Here is a 21,145-nt window from a genome sequence, read left to right on the forward strand (position 1 = left end):
CTCCATCGAGGGGACGCGCACACGTCGTGTGCGGGGATACGTGGGTCGGGACTGGTGGTGCTCGGATGCCGGCCGGTTCAGGCTGCGGCGGGCGAGCACGGCGGTCCACGCCGTCCCAGGGAGTGCACGAGGATCTCGTCGAGCACGGCGGCCGTACGACGGCCGGGACGCACCGGACGGGCCGGCTCCGGCGCCGACCGCGCGGTCAGCGCGGCGGCCGCGAGGAGCAGCGGCCGGAAGGTCGTGGCGGCCATGGCGCGCAGCGACTGGGCCAGGGCCCGTTCGCCGCGGCGCAGCCAGCCGGCCGCGAGGAGCCCGACGAGGACATGGGCGCCCAGCAGCAGCCAGGCGGTCCGCGGGTCGGCGTGGGCGAGCAGGCCGCCGAGCCGGTCGGGGTCGGTGCCGTCCCACCCGCCGCCCGACCACCACCCCTCACGGAGGCGCTGCGCGCCACCCCGGCTGAATTGGGCCAGCGGCGAGCCGACGCTGGTGCCGTCGCCGCAGAACACGTCCCAGCCGACCGAGCGCAGCGGGCCCGCCACCGGGCCGCCCGCGGCGCCGTAGCAGACGTGCTGCCCGGTGGTGAAGACGGTGTCGGCGGCGAGCTCCAGCGGGATCAGCACGGCGGCGATCTGCCCGAAGCCGCGCTCCCGGCCGGCCAGCGCGAAGGTGAGCGCGAACACGGCGGCGGCGACCACCGCCACCGTGTTGAGCGGCAGGGGAGCCCGGGACAGCAGCACGTGCGACGCGGTGCTGAGCGTCACGACGAGTGCCGTGAACAGCGCCGCGCGGAGCGCTCGTAGCTGGGTCCCGGATATGTCCATAGCGTGGAGAGTGTGTCACGTGGGCCTGTAAGGGACCCCTAAAGGATCCCTGTGAGCGGCCCTATCGTTATGAGCGGTGGCAGGGTCGGCGTCACAGGCCCGGGATGCGGCCGTTGCGGAACAGGTCGACGAAGGTCTGGTGGTCGGCACGCGCGCGTGCGCCGTAGCTGTGCGCGAAGTCGACCAGGAGGCCCGCGAACCCGTCCTCGTCGGCGGCGATGGCCGCGTCGATGGCCCGCTCGGTGGAGAAGGGCACCAGGGACTCGCCGGAGGTGTCGTCCGCCGCCGCGTGCATGGTGGCCGTGGCCCGGCCGAGGTCGGCGACGACGCCCGCGATCTCCTCCGGGTCGTCGATGTCGCCCCAGTCCAGGTCCACGGCGTACGGCGAGATCTCCGCGACCAACTGGCCCGCGCCGCTCAGCTCGGTCCAGCCCAGCCACGGGTCCGCGTGCTGCTGGAGGGCGCGCTGGGAGATCACCGTGCGGTGTCCCTCGTGCTGGAAGTAGTCGCGGATCGCCGGGTCGGTGATGTGCCGGGAGACGGCCGGGGTCTGGGCCTGCTTGATGTAGATCACCACATCGTTCTCCAGGGCGTCGGTGTGTCCCTCCAGCAGGATGTTGTACGACGGCAGCCCGGCCGAGCCGATGCCGATGCCGCGGCGGCCCACGACGTCCTTGACGCGGTAGGAGTCCGGGCGGGCCAGGGACGCCTCCGGGAGGGTCTCCAGATAGCCGTCGAAGGCCGCGAGCACCTTGTAGCGGGTGGCCGCGTCCAGCTCGATGGAGCCGCCGCCCGGCGCGAAGCGGCGCTCGAAGTCGCGGATCTCCGTCATCGACTCCAGGAGGCCGAAGCGGGTCAGGGAGCGGGCGTCGCGCAGTGCGTCCAGGAGGGGGCCCTGGGCGGTGTCCAGGGTGAAGGGCGGCACCTCGTCGCTCTTGGCGCCGGTGGCCAGGGCGTGGATCCGCTCTCGGTACGCGCCCGCGTACACCTCCACGAGCTCGGTGATCTGCTCGTCGCCGAGCGCCTTGGCGTACCCGATCAGCGCGACGGAGGCGGCGAAGCGCTTGAGGTCCCAGGTGAACGGGCCGACGTAGGCCTCGTCGAAGTCGTTGACGTTGAAGATCAGCCGGCCGTTGGCGTCCAGGTACGTGCCGAAGTTCTCCGCGTGCAGGTCGCCGTGGATCCACACCCGCGAGGTGCGCTCGTCCAGGTACGGCCCGCCCCGCTTCTCCGCGTCGAGGTCGTGGTAGAAGAGGCACGCCGTACCCCGGTAGAACGCGAACGCCGAGGCCGCCATCTTGCGGAACTTCACACGGAACGCGGCCGGATCGGCGGCCAGGAGCTCGCCGAAGGCGGTGTCGAAGACAGCGAGGATCTCCTCGCCGCGGTGCTCGTCGTTGAGCTGCGGTACCGACATCGCGGGGTGCCTCCTGGTGCATGTGTACGACAGCGTTTCTGCCGTCTGTCCAACGGGCGGGCCCGGGTGAAAGTGCCCGCGACCCTCGTTGTGAAGGTACGCGGGGCGGCCCCCTGAGTGTCAGTGCCGAGGCATAGACTTCGACGCTGTCCCCCGAACTGTCCGCCCGCCTGTCGTCGAGTGTTTTCCATGGAGGCCACGCCGTGTCAAAGCCGCCGTTCACGCACCTGCACGTCCACACCCAGTACTCCCTGCTGGACGGTGCCGCGCGGCTCAAGGACATGTTCGACGCGTGCAACGAGATGGGCATGAGCCACATCGCCATGTCCGACCACGGCAACCTCCACGGGGCGTACGACTTCTTCCACTCTGCGAAGAAGGCCGGGGTCACCCCGATCATCGGGATCGAGGCGTACGTCGCGCCCGAGTCCCGGCGCAACAAGCGCAAGATCCAGTGGGGCCAGCCGCACCAGAAGCGGGACGACGTCTCCGGTTCGGGTGGTTACACCCACAAGACGATGTGGGCCGTGAACTCGACCGGTCTGCACAACCTCTTCCGGCTCTCCTCCGACGCCTATGCCGAGGGCTGGCTGCAGAAGTGGCCCCGGATGGACAAGGAGACGATCTCCCAGTGGTCCGAGGGGATCGTCGCCTCCACCGGCTGCCCCTCCGGCGAGCTCCAGACCCGGCTGCGCCTCGGCCAGTACGACGAGGCCCTGAAGGCGGCCGCCGACTACCAGGACATCTTCGGCAAGGACCGCTACTTCCTGGAGCTGATGGACCACGGCATCGAGATCGAGCACCGGGTCCGCGACGGCCTCCTGGAGATCGGCAAGAAGCTCGGCATCCCCCCGCTGGTCACCAACGACTCGCACTACACGTACGCGCACGAGGCGACCGCCCACGACGCCCTGCTGTGCATCCAGACCGGCAAGAACCTCTCCGACCCCGACCGCTTCAAGTTCGACGGCACCGGCTACTACCTGAAGTCCACGGAGGAGATGTACGCCATCGACTCCTCGGACGCCTGGCAGGAGGGGTGCGCCAACACCCTCCTGATCGCCGAGATGGTCGACACCACCGGCATGTTCGAGGCCAGGAACCTCATGCCGAAGTTCGACATCCCCGAGGGCTACACCGAGGTCACCTGGTTCAAGGAGGAGGTCCGCCGCGGCATGGAGCGCCGCTTCCCCGGCGGCATCCCCGAGGACCGCCAGCGCCAGGTCGAGTACGAGATGGACGTCATCATCCAGATGGGGTTCCCGGGCTACTTCCTCGTGGTCGCCGACTTCATCATGTGGGCCAAGAACAACGGCATCGCGGTCGGCCCCGGCCGAGGCTCCGCGGCCGGTTCGATCGTCGCCTACGCCATGGGCATCACCGACCTCGACCCGATCCCGCACGGTCTGATCTTCGAGCGGTTCCTCAACCCCGAGCGCGTCTCCATGCCCGATGTCGACATCGACTTCGACGAGCGTCGGCGCGTCGAGGTGATCCGGTACGTGACCGAGAAGTACGGCGCCGACAAGGTCGCCATGATCGGCACCTACGGCAAGATCAAGGCCAAGAACGCGATCAAGGACTCCGCGCGCGTGCTGGGCTACCCGTACGCGATGGGCGACCGCATCACCAAGGCCATGCCCGCCGACGTCCTCGGCAAGGGCATCGACCTCAACGGCATCACCGACCCCTCGCACCCCCGCTACTCGGAGGCGGGCGAGGTCCGCGGGATGTACGAGAACGAACCGGACGTGAAGAAGGTCATCGACACCGCCAAGGGCGTCGAGGGCCTGGTCCGGCAGATGGGCGTGCACGCCGCCGGCGTGATCATGTCCAGCGAGACCATCACCGAGCACGTGCCCGTCTGGGTCCGGCACACCGACGGCGTGACCATCACGCAGTGGGACTACCCGAGTTGCGAGTCGCTCGGCCTGCTGAAGATGGACTTCCTCGGCCTGCGCAACCTGACGATCATGGACGACGCCGTCAAGATGGTGAAGTCCAACAAGGGCATCGACCTGGAGCTGCTGAGCCTCCCGCTGGACGACCCGACGACCTTCGAACTCCTCCAGCGCGGTGAGACCCTCGGCGTCTTCCAGTTCGACGGCGGCCCCATGCGCTCCCTGCTGCGCCTGATGAAGCCCGACAACTTCGAGGACATCTCCGCCGTCTCCGCGCTCTACCGTCCCGGCCCGATGGGCATGGACTCGCACACCAACTACGCGCTGCGCAAGAACAAGCTCCAGGAGATCACCCCCATCCACCCGGAGCTCGAAGAGCCCCTCCGGGAGGTCCTGGACGTCACCTACGGCCTGATCGTCTACCAGGAGCAGGTGCAGAAGGCCGCGCAGATCATCGCCGGCTACTCGCTCGGCGAGGCCGACATCCTGCGCCGCGTGATGGGCAAGAAGAAGCCCGACGAACTGGCGAAGAACTTCACCATCTTCCAGGCCGGCGCCCAGAAGAACGGCTACAGCGACGAGGCGATCCAGGCCCTGTGGGACGTACTGGTCCCGTTCGCCGGATACGCGTTCAACAAGGCGCACTCCGCCGCGTACGGACTGGTGTCGTACTGGACCGCCTACCTGAAGGCCAACTACCCGGCCGAGTACATGGCCGCCCTGCTGACCTCCGTCAAGGACGACAAGGACAAGTCGGCCGTCTACCTCAACGAGTGCCGGCGCATGGGCATCAAGGTGCTCCCGCCGAACGTCAACGAGTCGGTGCACAACTTCGCCGCGCAGGGCGACGACGTGATCCTCTTCGGCCTGGAGGCGGTGCGCAACGTCGGCACCAACGTGGTCGAGTCGATCATCAAGAGCCGCAAGGCCAAGGGGAAGTACGTCTCCTTCCCCGACTACCTCGACAAGGTCGAGGCGGTCGCCTGCAACAAGCGCACCACGGAGTCGCTGATCAAGGCGGGCGCCTTCGACACCCTCGGGCACACCCGCAAGGGCCTCACCGCGCAGTACGAACCGATGATCGACAACGTGGTCGCGGTCAAGCGCAAGGAGGCCGAGGGCCAGTTCGACCTCTTCGGCGGGATGGGCGAGGAGGAGAGCAGCGAACCCGGCTTCGGGCTCGACGTGCAGTTCACCGAGGACGAGTGGGACAAGACCTATCTGCTTGCCCAGGAGCGGGAGATGCTCGGTCTGTACGTCTCCGACCACCCGCTGTTCGGTCTGGAGCACGTGCTGTCCGACAAGGCCGACGCGGGCATCGCCCAGCTCACCGGCGGTGAGCACGCGGACGGCGCGGTCGTCACCATCGGCGGCATCATCTCCGGCCTCCAGCGCAAGATGACCAAGCAGGGCAACGCCTGGGCGATCGCCACCGTCGAGGACCTCGCCGGTTCCATCGAGTGCATGTTCTTCCCGGCGACCTACCAGCTCGTGTCGACCCAACTCGTCGAGGACGCGGTGGTGTTCGTCAAGGGCCGCCTCGACAAGCGGGAGGACGTGCCCCGGCTGGTCGCGATGGAGCTCCAGGTCCCCGATCTGTCCAACGCGGGCACCAACGCGCCCGTGATCCTCACCATCCCGGCGCTGAAGGTCACTCCGCCGATGGTCAGCAGGCTCGGTGAGATCCTCAGCCACCACAAGGGGGAGAGTGAGGTCCGCATCCGTCTCCAGGGGCCGAGCAGGACGACGGTCCTGCGGCTGGACCGGCACCGGGTGAAGCCGGACCCGGCGCTCTTCGGCGACCTCAAGGTGCTGCTCGGACCGTCCTGCCTGGCGGGCTGAGCGACCGGGCGGACCGGACATGCAGAGGGGCGCACTCCCGAGGGGGTGCGCCCTTCCGTGTATCCGGGTCTCAACAACCCTTTATGCACATGTCAGTTGTGGCCGAAGCTTTTCTGCCGGCCCTTGCGTGCCATGTCGCCGGGAGTGACCTGCGGACCGTGCTGCTCGGTCTGTGTCTCCATCGAGGAGTGCTGGGGCTCCTGCCCGGCACGCTCGGACTGCGACGGCTTACGGTTCTGCTTCTTGTTCTTGGCCATGGTGGTGCCTCCTGTGGGGATCTAGGGGCCAGGGCCGGGACCAGATTCACATAGGCTGACAACAGGCGCATTTCGGATAATTACCGTGCGTGACAGGGGATGTCGCCGGGCAATGCCCCGAAACGCCACGCCGAAGATCGAGTTCGGGCCGTTAACCCCGGCGTGGTCGGGCAGACTCGAAGGAAGCCCGAAGCAAACCTCCCGGAAAGAGGGTGGATCGCGTGGACCGCTGCATCGTCCTGGTGGACGCCGGGTATCTGCTGGGGGCCGCCGCCAGTCTCCTTGCCGGGGAGCCCTCCCGTTCCCGTATCACCGTCGACCACGCCGCCCTCGTCCAGGGGCTGCGCGACCGGGCCGAGTCCGACACGGAACGACCCCTGCTGCGCATCTACTGGTTCGACGGCGCCCCCGACCGCGTCCCGCAGCCCGAGCACCGCCGACTCCGGGTGATGCCCCGGGTCACCGTCCGGCTGGGCGCCCTGACCCGCAGCGACGGACGCTGGGCCCAGAAGGGCGTGGACGCCGCCATGCACGCCGAGCTCACCGAGCTGGCCCGCAACCGCGCCTGCTCCGACATCGTGCTCGTGACCGGCGACGGGGACCTGCTGCCGGGCATGATGGCCGCCAAGGAGCACGGGGTCGCCGTACACCTGTGGGCCGTGCAGGCCGCCGACGGGGACTACAACCAGTCGGAGGACCTGGTCGCCGAGGCGGACGAGCGGCGGGTGCTGGACCGTGCGTGGATCACCAAGGCCGTCTGGGCGAAGGAGCTCGGCGGGATCTGCGCGCCGCAGCCGGTGCCGCGGCCCGAGATCGCCGCGATCCTCTCGGCGCCGCTGCCCGAGTCCGCCCTCTCGCAGGCGCCCGAGCGGACCTCCGAGGAGAGCGAGCACGCCCCGGCGGCCGCCTCCGAGAACGGCACGCAGGAGCGGGTCCCTGCGCCCAAGGGAGTGCCGACGCCCAAGGACCTCGCCGCGCTGCGGGCGCCCGGCGCGCAGCCCGCCCAGCACCCCGCGAGCGCGACCCTGCGCTGGTCCTCCGACAAGGGCTGGGTCGACCGGCCCGGGGGTGCCGCCGAGCCGCCCGAGGTCGCCTCCATGCCCACGCTCGCGCAGCTCACCACGGCGGAGCAGCGCTGGGCCGACCGGGAGGAGGACATCACCACGGTCGGCGGCGACCCGTACGAGGTCGGGCAGGTCTTCGCCCGGCGGTGGATGGAGCGGCTGGGCGACCAGGCCCACCTGCAGCGGCTGTCCGGGATGTACCCGCGGGTCCCGCACCGGATCGACGGGGAGCTGCTCCGGTACGCCGCCCGGTTCGGGCTGCTCGCGCACAAGGACGACCAGATCGACGAGCACGACCGCTATGCGATCCGCGCCGGGTTCTGGCGGGAGATCGACGTGCGGACGGCGGCGGAGCACGCCCCCGCCGGGGAGTGAAACGGCACATACCCCGCCCCAAGGGCGAGCGGGGCCGCCCGACCCCGTAGGCTCGTCCCTTGTGAGTACGCGCGCTGCACCGGCACTTCGACACAGTGGGGATGTCGTGTGTGCGGTGCGCGGGCTGACCAAGACCTATCCCGCGGTGCGCGGGCGGCGCGGGACGCCGGCGACCCCCGAGGTGCGGGCCACCGACGACGTACGGCTGGACATCCGGCGCGGTGAGATCTTCGGGCTGCTCGGGCCGAACGGCGCCGGGAAGACCACGCTCGTACGGCAGCTCACCGGGCTGATGCGGCCCGACAGCGGCAGTGTCGAGATCCTCGGGCACGACATCGTGCGCCACCCGGACCGGGCCTCGCGGATCCTCGCCTACCTCGGCCAGGAGTCCACCGCCCTCGACGAACTCACCGTCTCCCTCGCCGCCGAGACCACCGGCCGGCTGCGCGGACTGGAGGCCAGGCGGGCCCGGGCCGAGCGGGACGCCGTACTCGACGAGCTGGGGCTCACGCCGATCGCCGGACGGCCGCTGAAGAAGCTGTCCGGCGGACAGCGGCGGCTCGCGTGCCTCGCGTCGGCGCTCGTGGGGGAGCGGCCGCTGCTCGTGCTCGACGAACCGACCACCGCGATGGACCCCGTGGCCCGGCGCGCGGTGTGGTCCGCGGTGGACCGGCGGCGGGCCGAGCGGGGGACCACCGTCCTCCTCGTCACCCACAACGTCATCGAGGCGGAGACCGTGCTGGACCGGGTCGCCGTCCTCGACCAGGGACGGGTCATCGCCTGCGACACGCCTTCCGGGCTCAAGGAGCAGGTCGCCGGGGAGGTCCGCGTCGACCTCGTGTGGCGCGAGGCGGCCCCGCTGCACGTCCCCGAGGTCGCCGCGCTTCAGGACCGGGCCGTGGCCGCCGGGCGCCGCTGGACGCTGCGGCTGGCCCCCGAGGAGGCCCGCGCGGTCGTGGCCACCGTCACCGGCGGGGCCGCGTTCGCCGCGCTGGACGACTTCACGCTCGCCACGCCCAGCCTGGAGGACGTGTACCTCGCGCTGGGCGGGGCCGCGCAGCAGGGGCTGGTGAAGGCGTGAGCACTTTGAGTACGCGGACGGCCGTGTCCGTACGTCACAGGGCGACCGTCGGAGCGAAGAGGAGCCGAGCCACGTGAGTGTCGTACCCGCCGAGGTGCTGCCGGGCGGCGCGCCGGCCGTCGTGGAGACGGGCCGGGACGCGGCCGCCGAGCTCGGGCCGCGCGCGCGGCTGTGGCCGTCGCTGGTGGCCGTGTACCGGGCGCAGTTGTCCCGTGCCCGGGTCGCCCGTATCCCGCTGCTGTTCGTGGCGACCTTCCAGTCGGTCGGGATCATGGTCCTGATGCGGGGGGTCGTGGACGGCGGCGGTGAGGCGCAGTCCGTGGTCGCCGGGGCGTCCGTGCTGGTCGTGGCCTTCGTCGCGCTCAATCTGCTCGCACAGTACTTCGGGCAGTTGCGGGCGAGCGGCGGGCTCGACCACTACGCCACGCTGCCGGTGCCGCCCGCCGCCGTGGTGCTCGGCGCCGCGGGGGCGTACGCCTCCTTCACCGTGCCCGGGACCGTGGTGACCGCCGTCTTCGGGTGTGTCCTGTTCGGGCTGCCGCTGGCGCACCTGTGGGTGCTGGTGGCCGTGATCCCGCTGGCGGGCGCCGCTCTGGCGGGCCTCGGCGCGGCCCTCGGGCTGCTCGCGCCCCGGCCGGAACTGGCCACCCTGTTGGGCCAGCTCGGCATGTCCGCCGCGCTGCTGCTCGGGGTGCTGCCCGCCGACCGGATGCCCGAGGCGGTGCGGTTCGCCCGGGACCTGCTGCCCTCGACCTACGGCGTGGAGGCCTTCGCGCGGACCTTCGGGCCGCATCCCGACTGGGCCTTCGTGCTCGGCGACCTCGCCGTGTGCGGGTGCGTGGGCGTGGTCTCGCTGGCCGTCGCCACCTGGGCCTATCGCCGGGCGGCCGTCCGGTGACGCGCCGCACAGGCGGGCCTGGCACGATGTCAGGGTGACCGCTCCGTTGACGCCTCCTCCGCCGCCGCACGAACCGTCCCCGCACGATGCGTGGCAGGCCCCTGCCACCGGCTACGCGACCCCCGCCGAAGTCCGGTACGGGGACGGCGGGCCCGGGATGAAGACCGAGCTGCTGGAGGGCTTGGTGATCATGGTCGCCGTGGCGCTCGCCGGGGTGTTGCTCGGCGTGCTGTGGTGGTGGCTCGCGCCGCACGTGCCGCTCGTCGGCGACGTGGACGGGCAGGGGAACTGGGCCGTCTACCTCAAGGACACCGAGGGGGAGCAGGCCATCGGCGTCGACGGGACGCTCACGCTGCTGGCGCTGGCCTTCGGTCTGGTGAGCGCGCTCGTGGTGTTCCTGTGGCGGCGCCGCGGCGGGGTCCCGCTGGTGGTGGGGCTGGCCGTCGGAGGAGTCCTGGCATCCCTCGTCGCGTGGCGGGTGGGAATGTGGCTCGGGCCCACGTCCGACGTGCTCGCCCACGCCAAGGACGTCGGGAAGGGAGTCACCTTCTCCGCGCCGCTGAAGCTCGGGGCGAAGGGGGCGCTGCTCGCCTGGTCGCTGGCCGCGCTCGTCGTGCACCTGGGCCTCACGGGCCTGTTCGGCCCCCGAGACCCCGACCCGACCCACGGCCGACCGACCCCGAAGGACGGGTACGGGGCGCCGGTGCGGTAGGTCTTTAACGGCCGCTGGGGCGGATGCGCCCGCGGATGCGCCCACGGATGCCCTGCGGACACCTTGACGGAGGGCCCGCGGAGGCTCCTGCGGAGGTGCTGGCTGGAGAACCCGCGGACACGCCCGCGGACGGCCTGGCGGAGGCCTCGACGGAGGACCCACGGAAGCCCCTGTGGACGCCCTGGCGTTGGGCCTGTGGACGTCCCCGCGGACGCCATAATTGAGACCTCTGGCGCGGCCTCTGCGGCGGACACGAGGAGGCCGCTACGGAGGCCCCTGGCGACGCCCCAGCGGATGCGCAGGCTGAGGACCCGCGGACGTTTCCACGGATGCGCTGCGGACGAGGGCCCGCGGAGGCCCCTGAGAACGCCTTGACCGAGGACCCGCGGCGCCCCGCGGCGAGGCGTCTGCGGACGGCCTGGCTGAGGCCTTGGCGGAGGACCCGCGAAAGCCTTAGCGGACGTCCTACCGGAGGACCCGCGGACGTCCCCAGGATGCGCCTGGGGACGGTCTGACGGATGAGATTCCCGGCGAGGCCCGCGCGGAGGGCCCTGCGGACGCCTGGCGGGGGACCCGCGGATGCCCACAGGGATGAGCCTGTGGACGATCTGACTGAGATCCCCGGCGAGGCCCCCGCTGAGGGCCCATGGAGGCCGCTACGGAGGTGCCCGTGGAGGTCGCTGTGGAGGTGGTCGTGGATGTTCGGTCGGGTTGTTTCGAGTTGTCCGGGGTGGAGGCGATCCGTTACGCGGGGCGCCTGCCGTGGTTTGAGCGGCCCTTCTTCGTGCGCCACTTGCGCTTGCGGGTTCTCTTCGACATGCCCCTTCTGCTTAGTCCAGGAAGGGGCCTTCGTCGAGGGGTCACGCACGGGCGACGGGTGCCAGGACCGCGTTCGTGAGGTCGGCCAGGTCCTGCGGGGCCAGTTCCACCTCCAGGCCACGGCGGCCGGCCGAGACGCAGATCGTCTCGTGGGCGGACGCGGAGGCGTCCAGAACCGTGGGGAGCTTCTTGCGCTGGCCCAGCGGGGAGATGCCGCCCCGGACATAGCCCGTGGTGCGTTCCGCGAGGGTCGGGTCGGCCATCGCCGCCCGCTTGCCGCCCGCGGCCGTCGCCAGGGCCTTCAGGTCCAGGGAGCCCGCCACCGGGACCACCGCCACCGTCAGCGCGCCGTCCACGTCCGCCACCAGCGTCTTGAAGACGCGGTCCGGGGAGACTCCCATCGCCTCGGCCGCCTCCTCGCCGTAGGACGGGTGCGAGGGGTCGTGGTCGTAGGCGTGCACGGTGAAGGGCACGCCCGCGGCGGTCAGGGCCACCGTCGCCGGGGTGCCTGCGGACTGCTGCTGCTTCTTCGACTTCTTCGCCATCTTGACGGGTTCCGGCCTCAGTTCAGACTCGTCGGGCCGCGCGTCAGTTCCGACGCCGGCAACGACGGAAGATTACGGATGATCGCCGTCTCCGCGCGCAGGAGTTTCAGTTCGTCGCGGAGCCGGGACGCGGTGTCGGGGGCCTGGAGCAGGCGCTGCTTGGTGGGGGTGTCCAGCATCATCGCGGCCGCCACCAGGTAGGAGACGACCGACGGCTCGTCCGGCAGGTCCGCACCGGACGACAGCGAGCGTTCCCGGGCGCCCGCCAGGCGCTTCTGGTACTGCCGGAAGGCCCGCAGGACCCCTTCCGCCAGGGGCCCGGACTCGTCGCCCGCGTCCTCCGGCAGCTCCTCCAGTTCGGCCGTCAGATACGGGCCGGAGGCGTCGACGGACAGGAGTCGGACGCGGGTCGTCCCCGTCGCCAGGACCTCGAAGGTGCCGTCGGCCCGCTCCCGGACCGTCGCCGCGTCCGCGACGCAGCCGACGGCGTGGAACGCCTTGACGGGGTCGTCGCCGAAGCCGGCCGCGGGGCCGGAGTCGGGCACGGCCGTGAGGTCCGGCAGGCCGGGGGCGCTGGGCGCCACCTCGTGCCCGTCGCGGATCGCCACGACGGCGAACCGGCGCGGTTCCTCCTCAGGGGTCTTCAGCAGTTCGCGCATCATGGCGCGATAGCGCTCCTCGAAGACGTTGAGAGGAAGCACGAGCCCCGGGAACAGCACAGAGTTCAGGGGGAAGAGCGGGAGCCGCACGGTGGTCACGGCGCCAAAGCCTAATGGCCCCTGGAGCGGACACGTCCCCCGAGCCCACTCCGTGGATGGATCAGGGCGTGCCGGCGGACCTCCTCACGGACCTCCAGGAAGCGGCCCAGGGGGTCCTCCGACTCCCTGCTCCACGGGAACGAGGTGGCGTAGGGGCCGAGCATGCGCAGTTGCTCCAGGGCGTCCGTCCAGCGTCCGAGGCGGACCAGGACGTACACCAGCTTGTTGCGGATCTCGGCGGGCCAGGGGTCGGCCGGGGTGAACGTGGCCGACAGCTCGATGGCCCGGTCGGCCGCCGCGTCCAGCCGCTCGCGGGGCACCGCGTCGCCGCCGGGCCCGGTGAGGCAGGCGAGGGCCGCCCGCGCGGGCAGCGCCTGGACGAGGGAGCCTGCCGGGGCGTCCTGGGCGGCCCGGTCGGCGAAGTCGAAGCACTCGCGGTACGACCCCCGCCAGGAGGTCGCCAGATAGCGCAGGGCGGCGACATGGCAGCCGTAGTGCAGCGGGGCCCGCCGCAGGGCCGCCTCCCAGAGCTCCCCGAAGTAGGTGTGGCCGGCCTGTGAGCCGCGTGCGTGGTCCAGCGCGATCCGCCACGGCACCGGGTCCCGGTTCTCGCCGCGGGCCGCGGCCGTGATCAGCGGGCTCACCTCGCGCAGCAGCTCCGCGCGGGCCGGTGAGTCCCACGCGCGGTCCACCGCGAGCTGGGCGCCCAGCAGGAGCTGGTCGGGGTCGTGCGGGGCCTCGGCGCGCCAGGCGTCGTACCACTCGGGGCGCGAGCGGGCGAACGCGGACAGCCGCCGTACGTACCGGTCGCGCAGTTCCCAGGCGGCGTCCTCGCGGGTCATGGCGAGCAGCTCGGCCGCGCGCCCGTGCGCGCCCTGGCCGGCGGCGACCAGCGCGGGTCCGAGTCGCTCGTCGGGCGCGTCGAGCAGTACCTCGTCGTCGGCGGGCAGTCCGCCGGCGAGGTACGGGGGCACCCGCGAGGCGCGGATGAAGGGGGGCAGCAGAGCCATGGTGTCGACCATTGAAAGACCGAGGCTCAGCCTCGCGCCAGTGCGCACGTGCAACTCACACAAAGTTGTACGCCGGAAGGTCAAGGCGCGGTAAAGACGTGACCGACGTTCACCTTCTGCCCCGCAAACCTCCCTAATTCCGCCGCAACAACCGGGTGGCGCCCGCCGCCACGGTCGTCGCGAGGATCCAGCCGAGGAGGACCATCGCCGCCGCCAGCCACTGCCAGCCGCCGCGCAACTGCCAGAACCCGGCCTGTCCCAGGTCGATCACCGGAAGCAGCAGATCCAGGGCGAACAGGGCGGGGTTCCAGGCCGGATGGTCGCCGCCCTTGAGCGGCGGATGGCTCGCGTGTGCGAACGCCACGGAGCTCGCGGCCCACAGCACCGCCATCCACACGGCGGCCCGGCCCGGCCGGTACCCGTAGGCGACGGTCCAGTCCTGGACGTACCCCCACAGCTTGGCGGCCGGCGGCAGGCTCTCGCGGCGCCGGCGCTGCTTGGCGAGCAGCACCTCGCGGGCGTCCTCGTCCTCCCCGCCGGCCCGCAGCACGGCGGCGAGCCTCTCGTACGGCTCCGGGTTGTACTCGGCGGTCGCGGCCGCCACCCAGTCCAGGCGCTCGGCCAGCGGGAACGGGCCGTGCGGCACGAGGTTCTCGTAGGCGAAGCCGCCCATGTGCAGATTGCCCGGCCCCGGCCAGGCGCTCGCCCGGTCCACTAGGTTGCCGACCCGCGCGCCCGACAGCACCACCTTGCCGCGCTGCGGTCTCTCGCCGAGGAAGCGCAGCTCGGGCGCCTGGATGCGGCGCAGCGACAGCTCCTGCTCGTCGGTGAAGGTGAAGCGGGCCCGCTCCAGGTCCAGGGCGTCTCCGAACCGCCCGTCGTCCAGCCGCACCCCGCCCTGGCACTCGAAGCGCTGGATGCGGGTCCCGCGCGCGGGAGTGGCCCCGCTCAGCATGGACGCGCCGACGCCCGCCGGGGTCAGGTACAGGGTGCGTTCGACGGTGAGCTGCGGGGCGTTCAGCGCGAGCCGGGTGTACGGGTTGTTCAGGCGGGCGCCGCGCAGGCTCAGCGAGACGCCGATGGTGGCGCTGCGCAGGCTCAGCTCGCCGTGCGACTCCAGCAGTTCGGCCTGGAGGTCCTGGCCGACGGTCATGCCGTCGGCGGCGATGGAACGGCCGCTGCGGTCGCGGTAGACGATCGCCTGGTTCATCAGCAGGTCCGTGCCGATGTGCGCGTCGGTCAGCCGGACGCCGTTGTGGAAGCGGCAGCGGGGCAGGTGCAGATCGCCCTCGGTGTGCACCCGGGCCGCCTCCAGGCGCGGCACCGAGCAGTCGACGAACCGCGCGGTGGTGAAGCGGGCCTCCGGCAGCAGGATCTCCCGCTCGAAGCGGCAGCCCTTCATCTCCATGTACGGCACCACCGTGCCGCCCGCGAGGTCCAGGGTGCCGCTGATCTGCACGCCGGTGAGCTTCAGGGACGAGACCCGGCCGGCGAGGGCCGGCGGACCGTCCAGGAGCAGCCAGCACACGATCCGCGCGCGGACCGTCCGCTCGGGGCCCCAGGGGTGCCCGCCGTGCGGATCGTCGACGACGGTGTCGCCGCTGCTCAGGTCGTACACGGTGCCGTTGCGGAAGGCCTGCCACATGCCGGCCTCGGCGGCGGTCAGATCGTCCGGCAGGTCTCCGTCGCGGATGTCCCGGATGCCGGCCCCCTCGGTCACGTCTCTTCCATCCCCCTCATCTACTCGCGGGTTTCGTACAACCGTTCATGCCCGCTGAGTGACGCACGGAACACTAGACGTACTGTGCCTTGTGGGGGGACGCCCCCTGATCTTCCGGGTTCCGCCGGGGTGCCGTATCAGCCACTGGAATGCCCGGACGGGCGCTGTCGGCGGTCTGAGAGAATTGACCACGTGATCTCCCGAATCGATCTGCGCGGCGACGCCCTCCCCGAGGGCCCCGCCCTGCGCGACCTGCTGCCCCGAGCCGACTTCGACGTCTCGGCCGCCCTGGAGAAGGTGCGTCCGATCTGCGAGGCCGTGCATCATCGGGGCGACGCGGCGCTGATCGACTTCGCCGAGAAGTTCGACGGCGTGCGGCTGGAGCGGGTGCGGGTGCCCGCGGAGGCCCTCACGCGCGCGCTGGAGGAACTCGACCCGCAGGTGCGGGCGGCCCTGGAGGAGTCCATCCGCCGCGCCCGCCTCGTCCACCGCGAACAGCGCCGCACGACCCACACGACCCAGGTGGTGCCCGGCGGCAGCGTGACCGAGAAGTGGGTTCCGGTCGACCGGGTCGGGCTGTACGTCCCGGGCGGCCGGTCCGTCTACCCGTCCTCCGTGATCATGAACGCGGTGCCTGCCCAGGAGGCGGGAGTGGAGTCCGTCGCGCTCGCCTCGCCCGCCCAGGCCCCCGCTTTTGAGAATGACCCGGCCGGCGGGCTTCCGCACCCGACGATCCTCGCCGCCTGCGCCCTGCTCGGCATCGACGAGGTCTACGCCGCCGGTGGCGCGACCGCCGTCGCGATGTTCGCGTACGGCACCGAGTCCTGCCCGCCCGCCACCATGGTCACCGGCCCCGGCAACATCTGGGTCGCCGCCGCCAAGCGGTACTTCACCGGCAAGATCGGCATCGACGCCGAGGCGGGCCCGACCGAGATCGCGGTCCTCGCCGACTCCACCGCCGACCCGGTGCACGTGGCGTCGGACCTGATCAGCCAGGCCGAGCACGACCCGCTGGCCGCAGCCGTCCTGGTCACCGACTCCGTCGAGCTCGCGGACGCCGTCGAGAAGGAGCTGGAACCGCAGGTCGCGGCCACCCGGCACATCGAGGACCGGATCGTGCCCGCGCTCAAGGGCAGGCAGTCCGCGATCGTCCTCGTCGACGGCATCGACGAGGGCCTCCGGGTCGTCGACGCCTACGGCGCCGAGCACCTGGAGATCCAGACGGCCGACGCCGCCGCGGTGGCCGACCGGGTGCGCAACGCCGGAGCGGTCTTCGTCGGCCCCTGGGCCCCCGTGTCCCTCGGCGACTACGCGGCCGGGTCCAACCACGTCCTGCCCACCGGCGGTTGCGCCTGCCACTCCTCGGGTCTGTCCGTCCAGTCCTTCCTGCGCGGCATCCACATCGTCGACTACACGAAGGACGCGCTCGCGGACGTGGCGCACCACGTGGTGACGCTGGCGGAGGCGGAGGACCTGCCGGCCCACGGGGCGGCGATCAAGGCCAGGTTCGGTTGGAAGGTGCCCGGCAAGTGACGTTCGGAATCGACGATCTCCCCGTACGGGACGAGCTGCGCGGCAAGTCCCCCTACGGCGCTCCCCAGTTGGACGTCCCCGTCCGGCTGAACACCAACGAGAACCCCTACCCGCTGCCCGAGCCGCTGGTCGAGCGGATCGCCGAGCGCGTCCGCGAGACCGCCCGCCACCTCAACCGCTACCCGGACCGGGACGCCGTCGAGCTGCGCACCCGGCTCGCCGCGTACCTGACGGACACCTCCGGCCACCAGGTCGGTCTCGCCAACGTCTGGGCGGCGAACGGCTCCAACGAGGTCATCCAGCAGCTCCTGCAGACCTTCGGCGGACCCGGCCGCACGGCGATCGGCTTCGAGCCGTCGTACTCGATGCACGCGCTCATCGCGCGCGGCACCGGCACGGGCTGGATCTCGGGCCCCCGCAACGAGGACTTCACCATCGACGTCGAGGCGGCCGAGCGGGCGATCGCCTCGCACCGGCCCGACGTCGTCTTCGTCACCACCCCCAACAACCCCACGGGCAACGCGGTCCCGCCCGAGACGGTCCTCGCGCTCTACGAGGCCGCGCAGGCCGCCAAGCCCTCCATGGTCGTGGTCGACGAGGCGTACATCGAGTTCAGCCACGGCGACTCCCTGCTGCCGCTCCTCGAAGGACGGCCGAATCTCGTCGTCTCCAGGACGATGTCGAAGGCGTTCGGGGCGGCGGGCCTGCGCCTCGGCTACCTCGCCGCGCACCCGGCGGTCGTGGACGCCGTACAGCTCGTACGGCTGCCCTACCACCTGTCGGCCGTCACCCAGGCGACCGCGCTGGCCGCCCTGGAGCACACCGACACGCTGCTCAAGTACGTCGAGCAGCTCAAGGCCGAGCGGGACCGGCTGGTGAGCGAGCTGCGCGCGCTCGGCTTCGAGGTCGTGGAGTCGGACGCGAACTTCGTGCAGTTCGGGCGGTTCGACGGTGAGGGCGGCTCGCACGCGGCCTGGCAGAAGATCCTCGACCGGGGCGTCCTGGTCCGGGACAACGGCATCCCGGGCTGGCTGCGGGTGTCCGCCGGAACCCCTGAAGAGAACGACGCGTTCTTCGACGCGGTCCGTGAGTTGACGAAGGAGCAGAGCACATGAGCCGCGTAGGACGCGTGGAGCGGGTCACCAAGGAGACCTCGGTGCTCGTCGAGATCGATCTCGACGGCAGCGGGAAGGTCGAGGTGTCGACCGGCGTCGGCTTCTACGACCACATGCTCGACCAGCTCGGCCGGCACGGTCTGTTCGACCTCACCGTGAAGACCGAGGGCGACCTGCACATCGACTCCCACCACACCATCGAGGACACCGCCCTCGCGCTCGGCGCCGCCTTCAAGCAGGCGCTCGGCGACAAGGTGGGCATCTACCGCTTCGGCAACTGCACGGTCCCGCTGGACGAGTCCCTCGCCCAGGTCACCGTCGACCTGTCCGGCCGCCCCTACCTCGTGCACACCGAGCCCGAGAAGATGGCGCCGATGATCGGCGAGTACGACACCACGATGACCCGGCACATCCTGGAGTCCTTCGTGGCCCAGGCCCAGATCGCCCTGCACGTGCACGTGCCCTACGGGCGCAACGCCCACCACATCGTGGAGTGCCAGTTCAAGGCGCTGGCGCGAGCCCTGCGCTACGCCTCCGAGCGCGACCCGCGCGCGGCCGGCATCCTCCCCTCCACGAAGGGCGCGCTGTGAACGGCCTGTCGACCCTGCTGATCGTCGTCGGCCTCTTCCTGGCCGGCGGCATCTACTCCTTCGTCAAGCAGCAGATGCCCAAGGGCCTGATCGTGCTGCTCTCCATCGCCGCCGGCATGTGTCTGGTCGCCGGGGTCCTGAGGCTGGAGGTGTGGAATTGAGCACTTCTCCTTCGAAGAAGGTCGTCGTCTTCGACTACGGCTTCGGCAACGTGCGGTCCGCCGAGCGCGCCCTCGCGCGCGCGGGCGCCGACGTCGAGATAACCCGTGACTACGACAAGGCCATGAACGCCGACGGCCTGCTGGTGCCGGGCGTCGGAGCCTTCGCCGCCTGCATGAAGGGCCTGCACGAGGCCCGCGGCGACTGGATCATCGACCGCAGGCTGTCCGGCGGCCGGCCGGTCATGGGCATCTGCGTCGGCATGCAGATCCTCTTCGCGCGCGGCATCGAGCACGGCGTGGAGTCCGAGGGCCTGGACGAGTGGCCCGGCTCGGTCGAGCCGCTCCAGGCCGACGTCGTGCCCCACATGGGCTGGAACACCGTCGACGCGCCGGCCGACTCCCGGCTGTTCGCCGGCCTGGACGCCGACGCCCGCTTCTACTTCGTGCACTCCTACGCCGTCCACGACTGGACCCTGGAGACACACAACAAGGCGATGACCGCCCCCAAGGTGACCTGGTCGACGCACGGCAAGCCCTTCGTGGCCGCCGTGGAGAACGGCGCCCTGTGGGCCACGCAGTTCCACCCCGAGAAGTCCGGCGACGCCGGTGCGCAGCTTCTGAACAACTGGATCGGAACCCTCTGATGCCTTCCAAGCTCGAACTCCTCCCCGCCGTGGACGTCCGCGACGGTCAGGCGGTCCGGCTCGTGCACGGCGAGTCCGGCACCGAGACCTCGTACGGCTCCCCGCTGGAGGCCGCTCTGTCCTGGCAGCGGTCGGGCGCCGAATGGCTGCACCTGGTCGACCTGGACGCGGCCTTCGGCACCGGCGACAACCGCGAGCTGGTCCGCCAGGTCACCGAGGCCATGGACATCAAGGTCGAGCTGTCCGGCGGCATCCGCGACGACGCCTCCCTGGCGGCCGCCCTCGCCACCGGCTGCACCCGCGTGAACCTCGGCACCGCCGCCCTGGAGAGCCCCGAGTGGGTCGCCAAGGTCATCGCCGAGCACGGCGACAGGATCGCCGTCGGTCTCGACGTGCGCGGGACGACCCTCAAGGGCCGCGGCTGGACCAGCGAGGGCGGCGACCTCTACGAGGCGCTGGAGCGGCTCGACAAGGAGGGCTGCGCCCGGTACGTCGTCACCGACATCGCCAAGGACGGCACGCTCCAGGGCCCCAACCTGGAGCTGCTGAGGAACGTCTGCGCGGCGACCGACCGCCCGGTGGTGGCCTCCGGCGGGGTGTCCTCGCTGGACGACCTGCGGGCCATCGCCGAACTGGTCCCGCTCGGTGTCGAGGGCTCCATCGTCGGGAAGGCGCTCTACGCGAAGGCGTTCACCCTGGAAGAGGCCTTGGAGGCGGTGGCTCAGTGAGCGATCTGCGACGCGTCACGACCGGTGCGCCCTGGGAGGACACCTTCGGGTACTCCCGCGCGGTGGAACTCCCCAACGGCCTGGTGCTGGTCTCCGGCTGCACCTCGGTGGTGGACGGGGAGATCGCCGCGGGCGACCCGTACGAGCAGACGGTCAACTCCTTCAACGTCGCCTTCGAGGCGCTGAAGGAGCTCGGGCTCGGCCGGGAGGACGTGGTGCGCACGCGCCTGTACATCACGCACGCCCGGGACGTGGAGGAGGTCGGACGCGCCCACAAGGAGCTGTTCGACACCGTCCGGCCCGCCGCATCACTGATCATCGTCTCCGGCTTCGTGGACCCCAGCCTGGTCGTCGAGGTCGAGGTGGAGGCGTTCCGAGGAGACCCCGCAGCATGACCCTCGCCGTACGAGTCATCCCCTGCCTGGACGTGGACAACGGCCGGGTCGTCAAGGGCGTCAACTTCCAGAACCTGCGTGACGCGGGCGACCCCGTCGAGATGGCCAAGGTGTACGACGCCGAGGGCGCCGACGAGTTGACGTTCCTGGACATCACCGCCTCCTCCGGCAACCGCGAGACCACCTACGACGTGGTGCGCCGCACCGCCGAGCAGGTGTTCATCCCGCTGACGGTCGGCGGCGGGGTCCGTACGGCCGAGGACGTGGACAGGCTGCTGAGGGCGGGCGCGGACAAGGTGGGCGTCAACACGGCGGCGATCGCCCGTCCCGACCTGATCCGCGAGATCGCGGAACGCTTCGGCCGACAGGTGCTGGTGCTCTCGGTGGACGCGCGGCGCACCGAGACGGGTTCCTTCGAGGTGACCACGCACGGCGGCCGCAAGGGCACCGGCATCGACGCCGTCGAGTGGGCGCACCGGGCCGCCGAGCTGGGCGCCGGGGAGATCCTGCTCAACTCGATGGACGCGGACGGCACCAAGGACGGCTACGACCTGGAGATGATCGAGGCCGTCCGCAAGCACGTCACCGTCCCGCTGATCGCCTCCGGCGGCGCGGGCCGGCTCGACCACTTCCCGCCTGCCGTCGGAGCGGGCGCGGACGCGGTGCTGGCGGCCTCGGTGTTCCACTTCGGCGATCTGCGGATCGGCGAGGTGAAGGAGACGCTGCGGGGGGCGGGACACCCCGTCCGCTGATCGC

General features: G+C 71.3%; 20 protein-coding genes. 13 read left to right on the plus strand and 7 right to left on the minus strand.

Translation table 11 applies throughout. From position 1 onward, the window contains the following. Positions 1–77: 77 nt before the first annotated feature. Positions 78–824: a hypothetical protein gene (locus ACZ66S_RS28725; protein WP_469904441.1), complete on the minus strand. Its 747-nt coding sequence runs from the start codon at positions 822–824 to the stop codon at positions 78–80. A 91-nt stretch (positions 825–915) separates the two neighbouring features. After that, complete coding sequence (locus ACZ66S_RS28730; RefSeq protein WP_469904442.1) at positions 916–2,241, minus strand: DUF2252 domain-containing protein; 1,326 nt, start codon at positions 2,239–2,241, stop codon at positions 916–918. A 203-nt stretch (positions 2,242–2,444) separates the two neighbouring features. On the opposite strand from ACZ66S_RS28730, the gene dnaE reads away from it, so the two are divergent. Beyond that, positions 2,445–5,984, plus strand: a complete 3,540-nt coding sequence (gene dnaE, locus ACZ66S_RS28735) for a DNA polymerase III subunit alpha (RefSeq protein ID WP_469904443.1) — start codon at positions 2,445–2,447, stop codon at positions 5,982–5,984. Between the two features lie 92 nt (positions 5,985–6,076). Here the strand turns inward: dnaE and ACZ66S_RS28740 are convergent, their stop codons facing one another. Further along, complete coding sequence (locus ACZ66S_RS28740) at positions 6,077–6,241, minus strand: hypothetical protein (protein WP_185092792.1); 165 nt, start codon at positions 6,239–6,241, stop codon at positions 6,077–6,079. A 221-nt stretch (positions 6,242–6,462) separates the two neighbouring features. Between ACZ66S_RS28740 and ACZ66S_RS28745 the strand changes: the two genes are divergently transcribed. The 4 genes from ACZ66S_RS28745 to ACZ66S_RS28760 all read left to right on the plus strand — a co-directional run bounded on the left by ACZ66S_RS28745 (position 6,463) and on the right by ACZ66S_RS28760 (position 10,371). After that, positions 6,463–7,680 carry an NYN domain-containing protein gene (locus ACZ66S_RS28745; protein ID WP_469904444.1) on the plus strand — a complete coding sequence of 406 codons (1,218 nt, stop codon included), beginning with the start codon at positions 6,463–6,465 and terminating at the stop codon, positions 7,678–7,680. Positions 7,681–7,786: 106 nt separating this feature from the next. Beyond that, positions 7,787–8,761, plus strand: coding sequence for an ABC transporter ATP-binding protein (locus tag ACZ66S_RS28750; protein WP_469904445.1), 975 nt, complete (start codon positions 7,787–7,789; stop codon positions 8,759–8,761). A 73-nt stretch (positions 8,762–8,834) separates the two neighbouring features. Beyond that, complete coding sequence (locus ACZ66S_RS28755) at positions 8,835–9,659, plus strand: ABC transporter permease (RefSeq protein ID WP_469904446.1); 825 nt, start codon at positions 8,835–8,837, stop codon at positions 9,657–9,659. Between the two features lie 34 nt (positions 9,660–9,693). Beyond that, positions 9,694–10,371 carry an AAA family ATPase gene (locus ACZ66S_RS28760; protein ID WP_469904447.1) on the plus strand — a complete coding sequence of 226 codons (678 nt, stop codon included), beginning with the start codon at positions 9,694–9,696 and terminating at the stop codon, positions 10,369–10,371. Positions 10,372–11,231: 860 nt separating this feature from the next. Here ACZ66S_RS28760 and ybaK read toward each other — a convergent pair. From ybaK to ACZ66S_RS28780, 4 genes are all read right to left on the minus strand, one after another. After that, positions 11,232–11,735, minus strand: a complete 504-nt coding sequence (ybaK, locus tag ACZ66S_RS28765) for a Cys-tRNA(Pro) deacylase (protein WP_469904448.1) — start codon at positions 11,733–11,735, stop codon at positions 11,232–11,234. A 17-nt stretch (positions 11,736–11,752) separates the two neighbouring features. Then, complete coding sequence (locus tag ACZ66S_RS28770; protein ID WP_469904449.1) at positions 11,753–12,493, minus strand: LON peptidase substrate-binding domain-containing protein; 741 nt, start codon at positions 12,491–12,493, stop codon at positions 11,753–11,755. 11 nt (positions 12,494–12,504) lie between these two features. Next, entirely contained in the window at positions 12,505–13,515 is a 1,011-nt protein-coding gene (locus ACZ66S_RS28775) for a hypothetical protein (RefSeq protein ID WP_469904450.1), read from the minus strand. 121 nt (positions 13,516–13,636) lie between these two features. Next, the gene (locus ACZ66S_RS28780; protein ID WP_469904451.1) at positions 13,637–15,223 is read right to left on the minus strand and encodes an oxidoreductase; all 1,587 of its coding nucleotides are present in this window, start codon (positions 15,221–15,223) and stop codon (positions 13,637–13,639) included. Positions 15,224–15,415: 192 nt separating this feature from the next. On the opposite strand from ACZ66S_RS28780, the gene hisD reads away from it, so the two are divergent. The 8 genes from hisD to hisF are packed head-to-tail and all read left to right on the plus strand — an operon-like array spanning position 15,416 to position 21,141. Then, positions 15,416–16,756: a histidinol dehydrogenase gene (gene hisD / locus ACZ66S_RS28785; protein ID WP_469904452.1), complete on the plus strand. Its 1,341-nt coding sequence runs from the start codon at positions 15,416–15,418 to the stop codon at positions 16,754–16,756. Next, positions 16,753–17,871 (plus strand): histidinol-phosphate transaminase, encoded by a 1,119-nt coding sequence (locus tag ACZ66S_RS28790; RefSeq protein ID WP_469904453.1) that lies wholly within the window; start codon positions 16,753–16,755, stop codon positions 17,869–17,871. Before hisD ends, ACZ66S_RS28790 begins: the two co-directional genes overlap by 4 nt. Further along, positions 17,868–18,461 (plus strand): imidazoleglycerol-phosphate dehydratase HisB, encoded by a 594-nt coding sequence (hisB, locus tag ACZ66S_RS28795; RefSeq protein ID WP_123988567.1) that lies wholly within the window; start codon positions 17,868–17,870, stop codon positions 18,459–18,461. The genes ACZ66S_RS28790 and hisB overlap by 4 nt, the downstream gene beginning before the upstream one ends. Continuing rightward, entirely contained in the window at positions 18,458–18,622 is a 165-nt protein-coding gene (locus ACZ66S_RS28800) for a hypothetical protein (protein WP_053850463.1), read from the plus strand. Before hisB ends, ACZ66S_RS28800 begins: the two co-directional genes overlap by 4 nt. Next, positions 18,619–19,266 (plus strand): imidazole glycerol phosphate synthase subunit HisH, encoded by a 648-nt coding sequence (hisH, locus tag ACZ66S_RS28805; RefSeq protein ID WP_469904454.1) that lies wholly within the window; start codon positions 18,619–18,621, stop codon positions 19,264–19,266. The genes ACZ66S_RS28800 and hisH overlap by 4 nt, the downstream gene beginning before the upstream one ends. Beyond that, entirely contained in the window at positions 19,266–19,994 is a 729-nt protein-coding gene (gene priA / locus ACZ66S_RS28810) for a bifunctional 1-(5-phosphoribosyl)-5-((5-phosphoribosylamino)methylideneamino)imidazole-4-carboxamide isomerase/phosphoribosylanthranilate isomerase PriA (protein ID WP_053850461.1), read from the plus strand. Before hisH ends, priA begins: the two co-directional genes overlap by 1 nt. Next, entirely contained in the window at positions 19,991–20,389 is a 399-nt protein-coding gene (locus ACZ66S_RS28815) for a RidA family protein (protein ID WP_469904455.1), read from the plus strand. The genes priA and ACZ66S_RS28815 overlap by 4 nt, the downstream gene beginning before the upstream one ends. Then, a complete protein-coding gene (gene hisF / locus ACZ66S_RS28820; RefSeq protein ID WP_469904456.1) occupies positions 20,386–21,141 on the plus strand; it encodes an imidazole glycerol phosphate synthase subunit HisF in 756 nt (251 codons plus the stop codon). The genes ACZ66S_RS28815 and hisF overlap by 4 nt, the downstream gene beginning before the upstream one ends. Positions 21,142–21,145 lie beyond the last annotated feature (4 nt).

The organism is Streptomyces sp. NPDC107471, assembly GCF_055582845.1.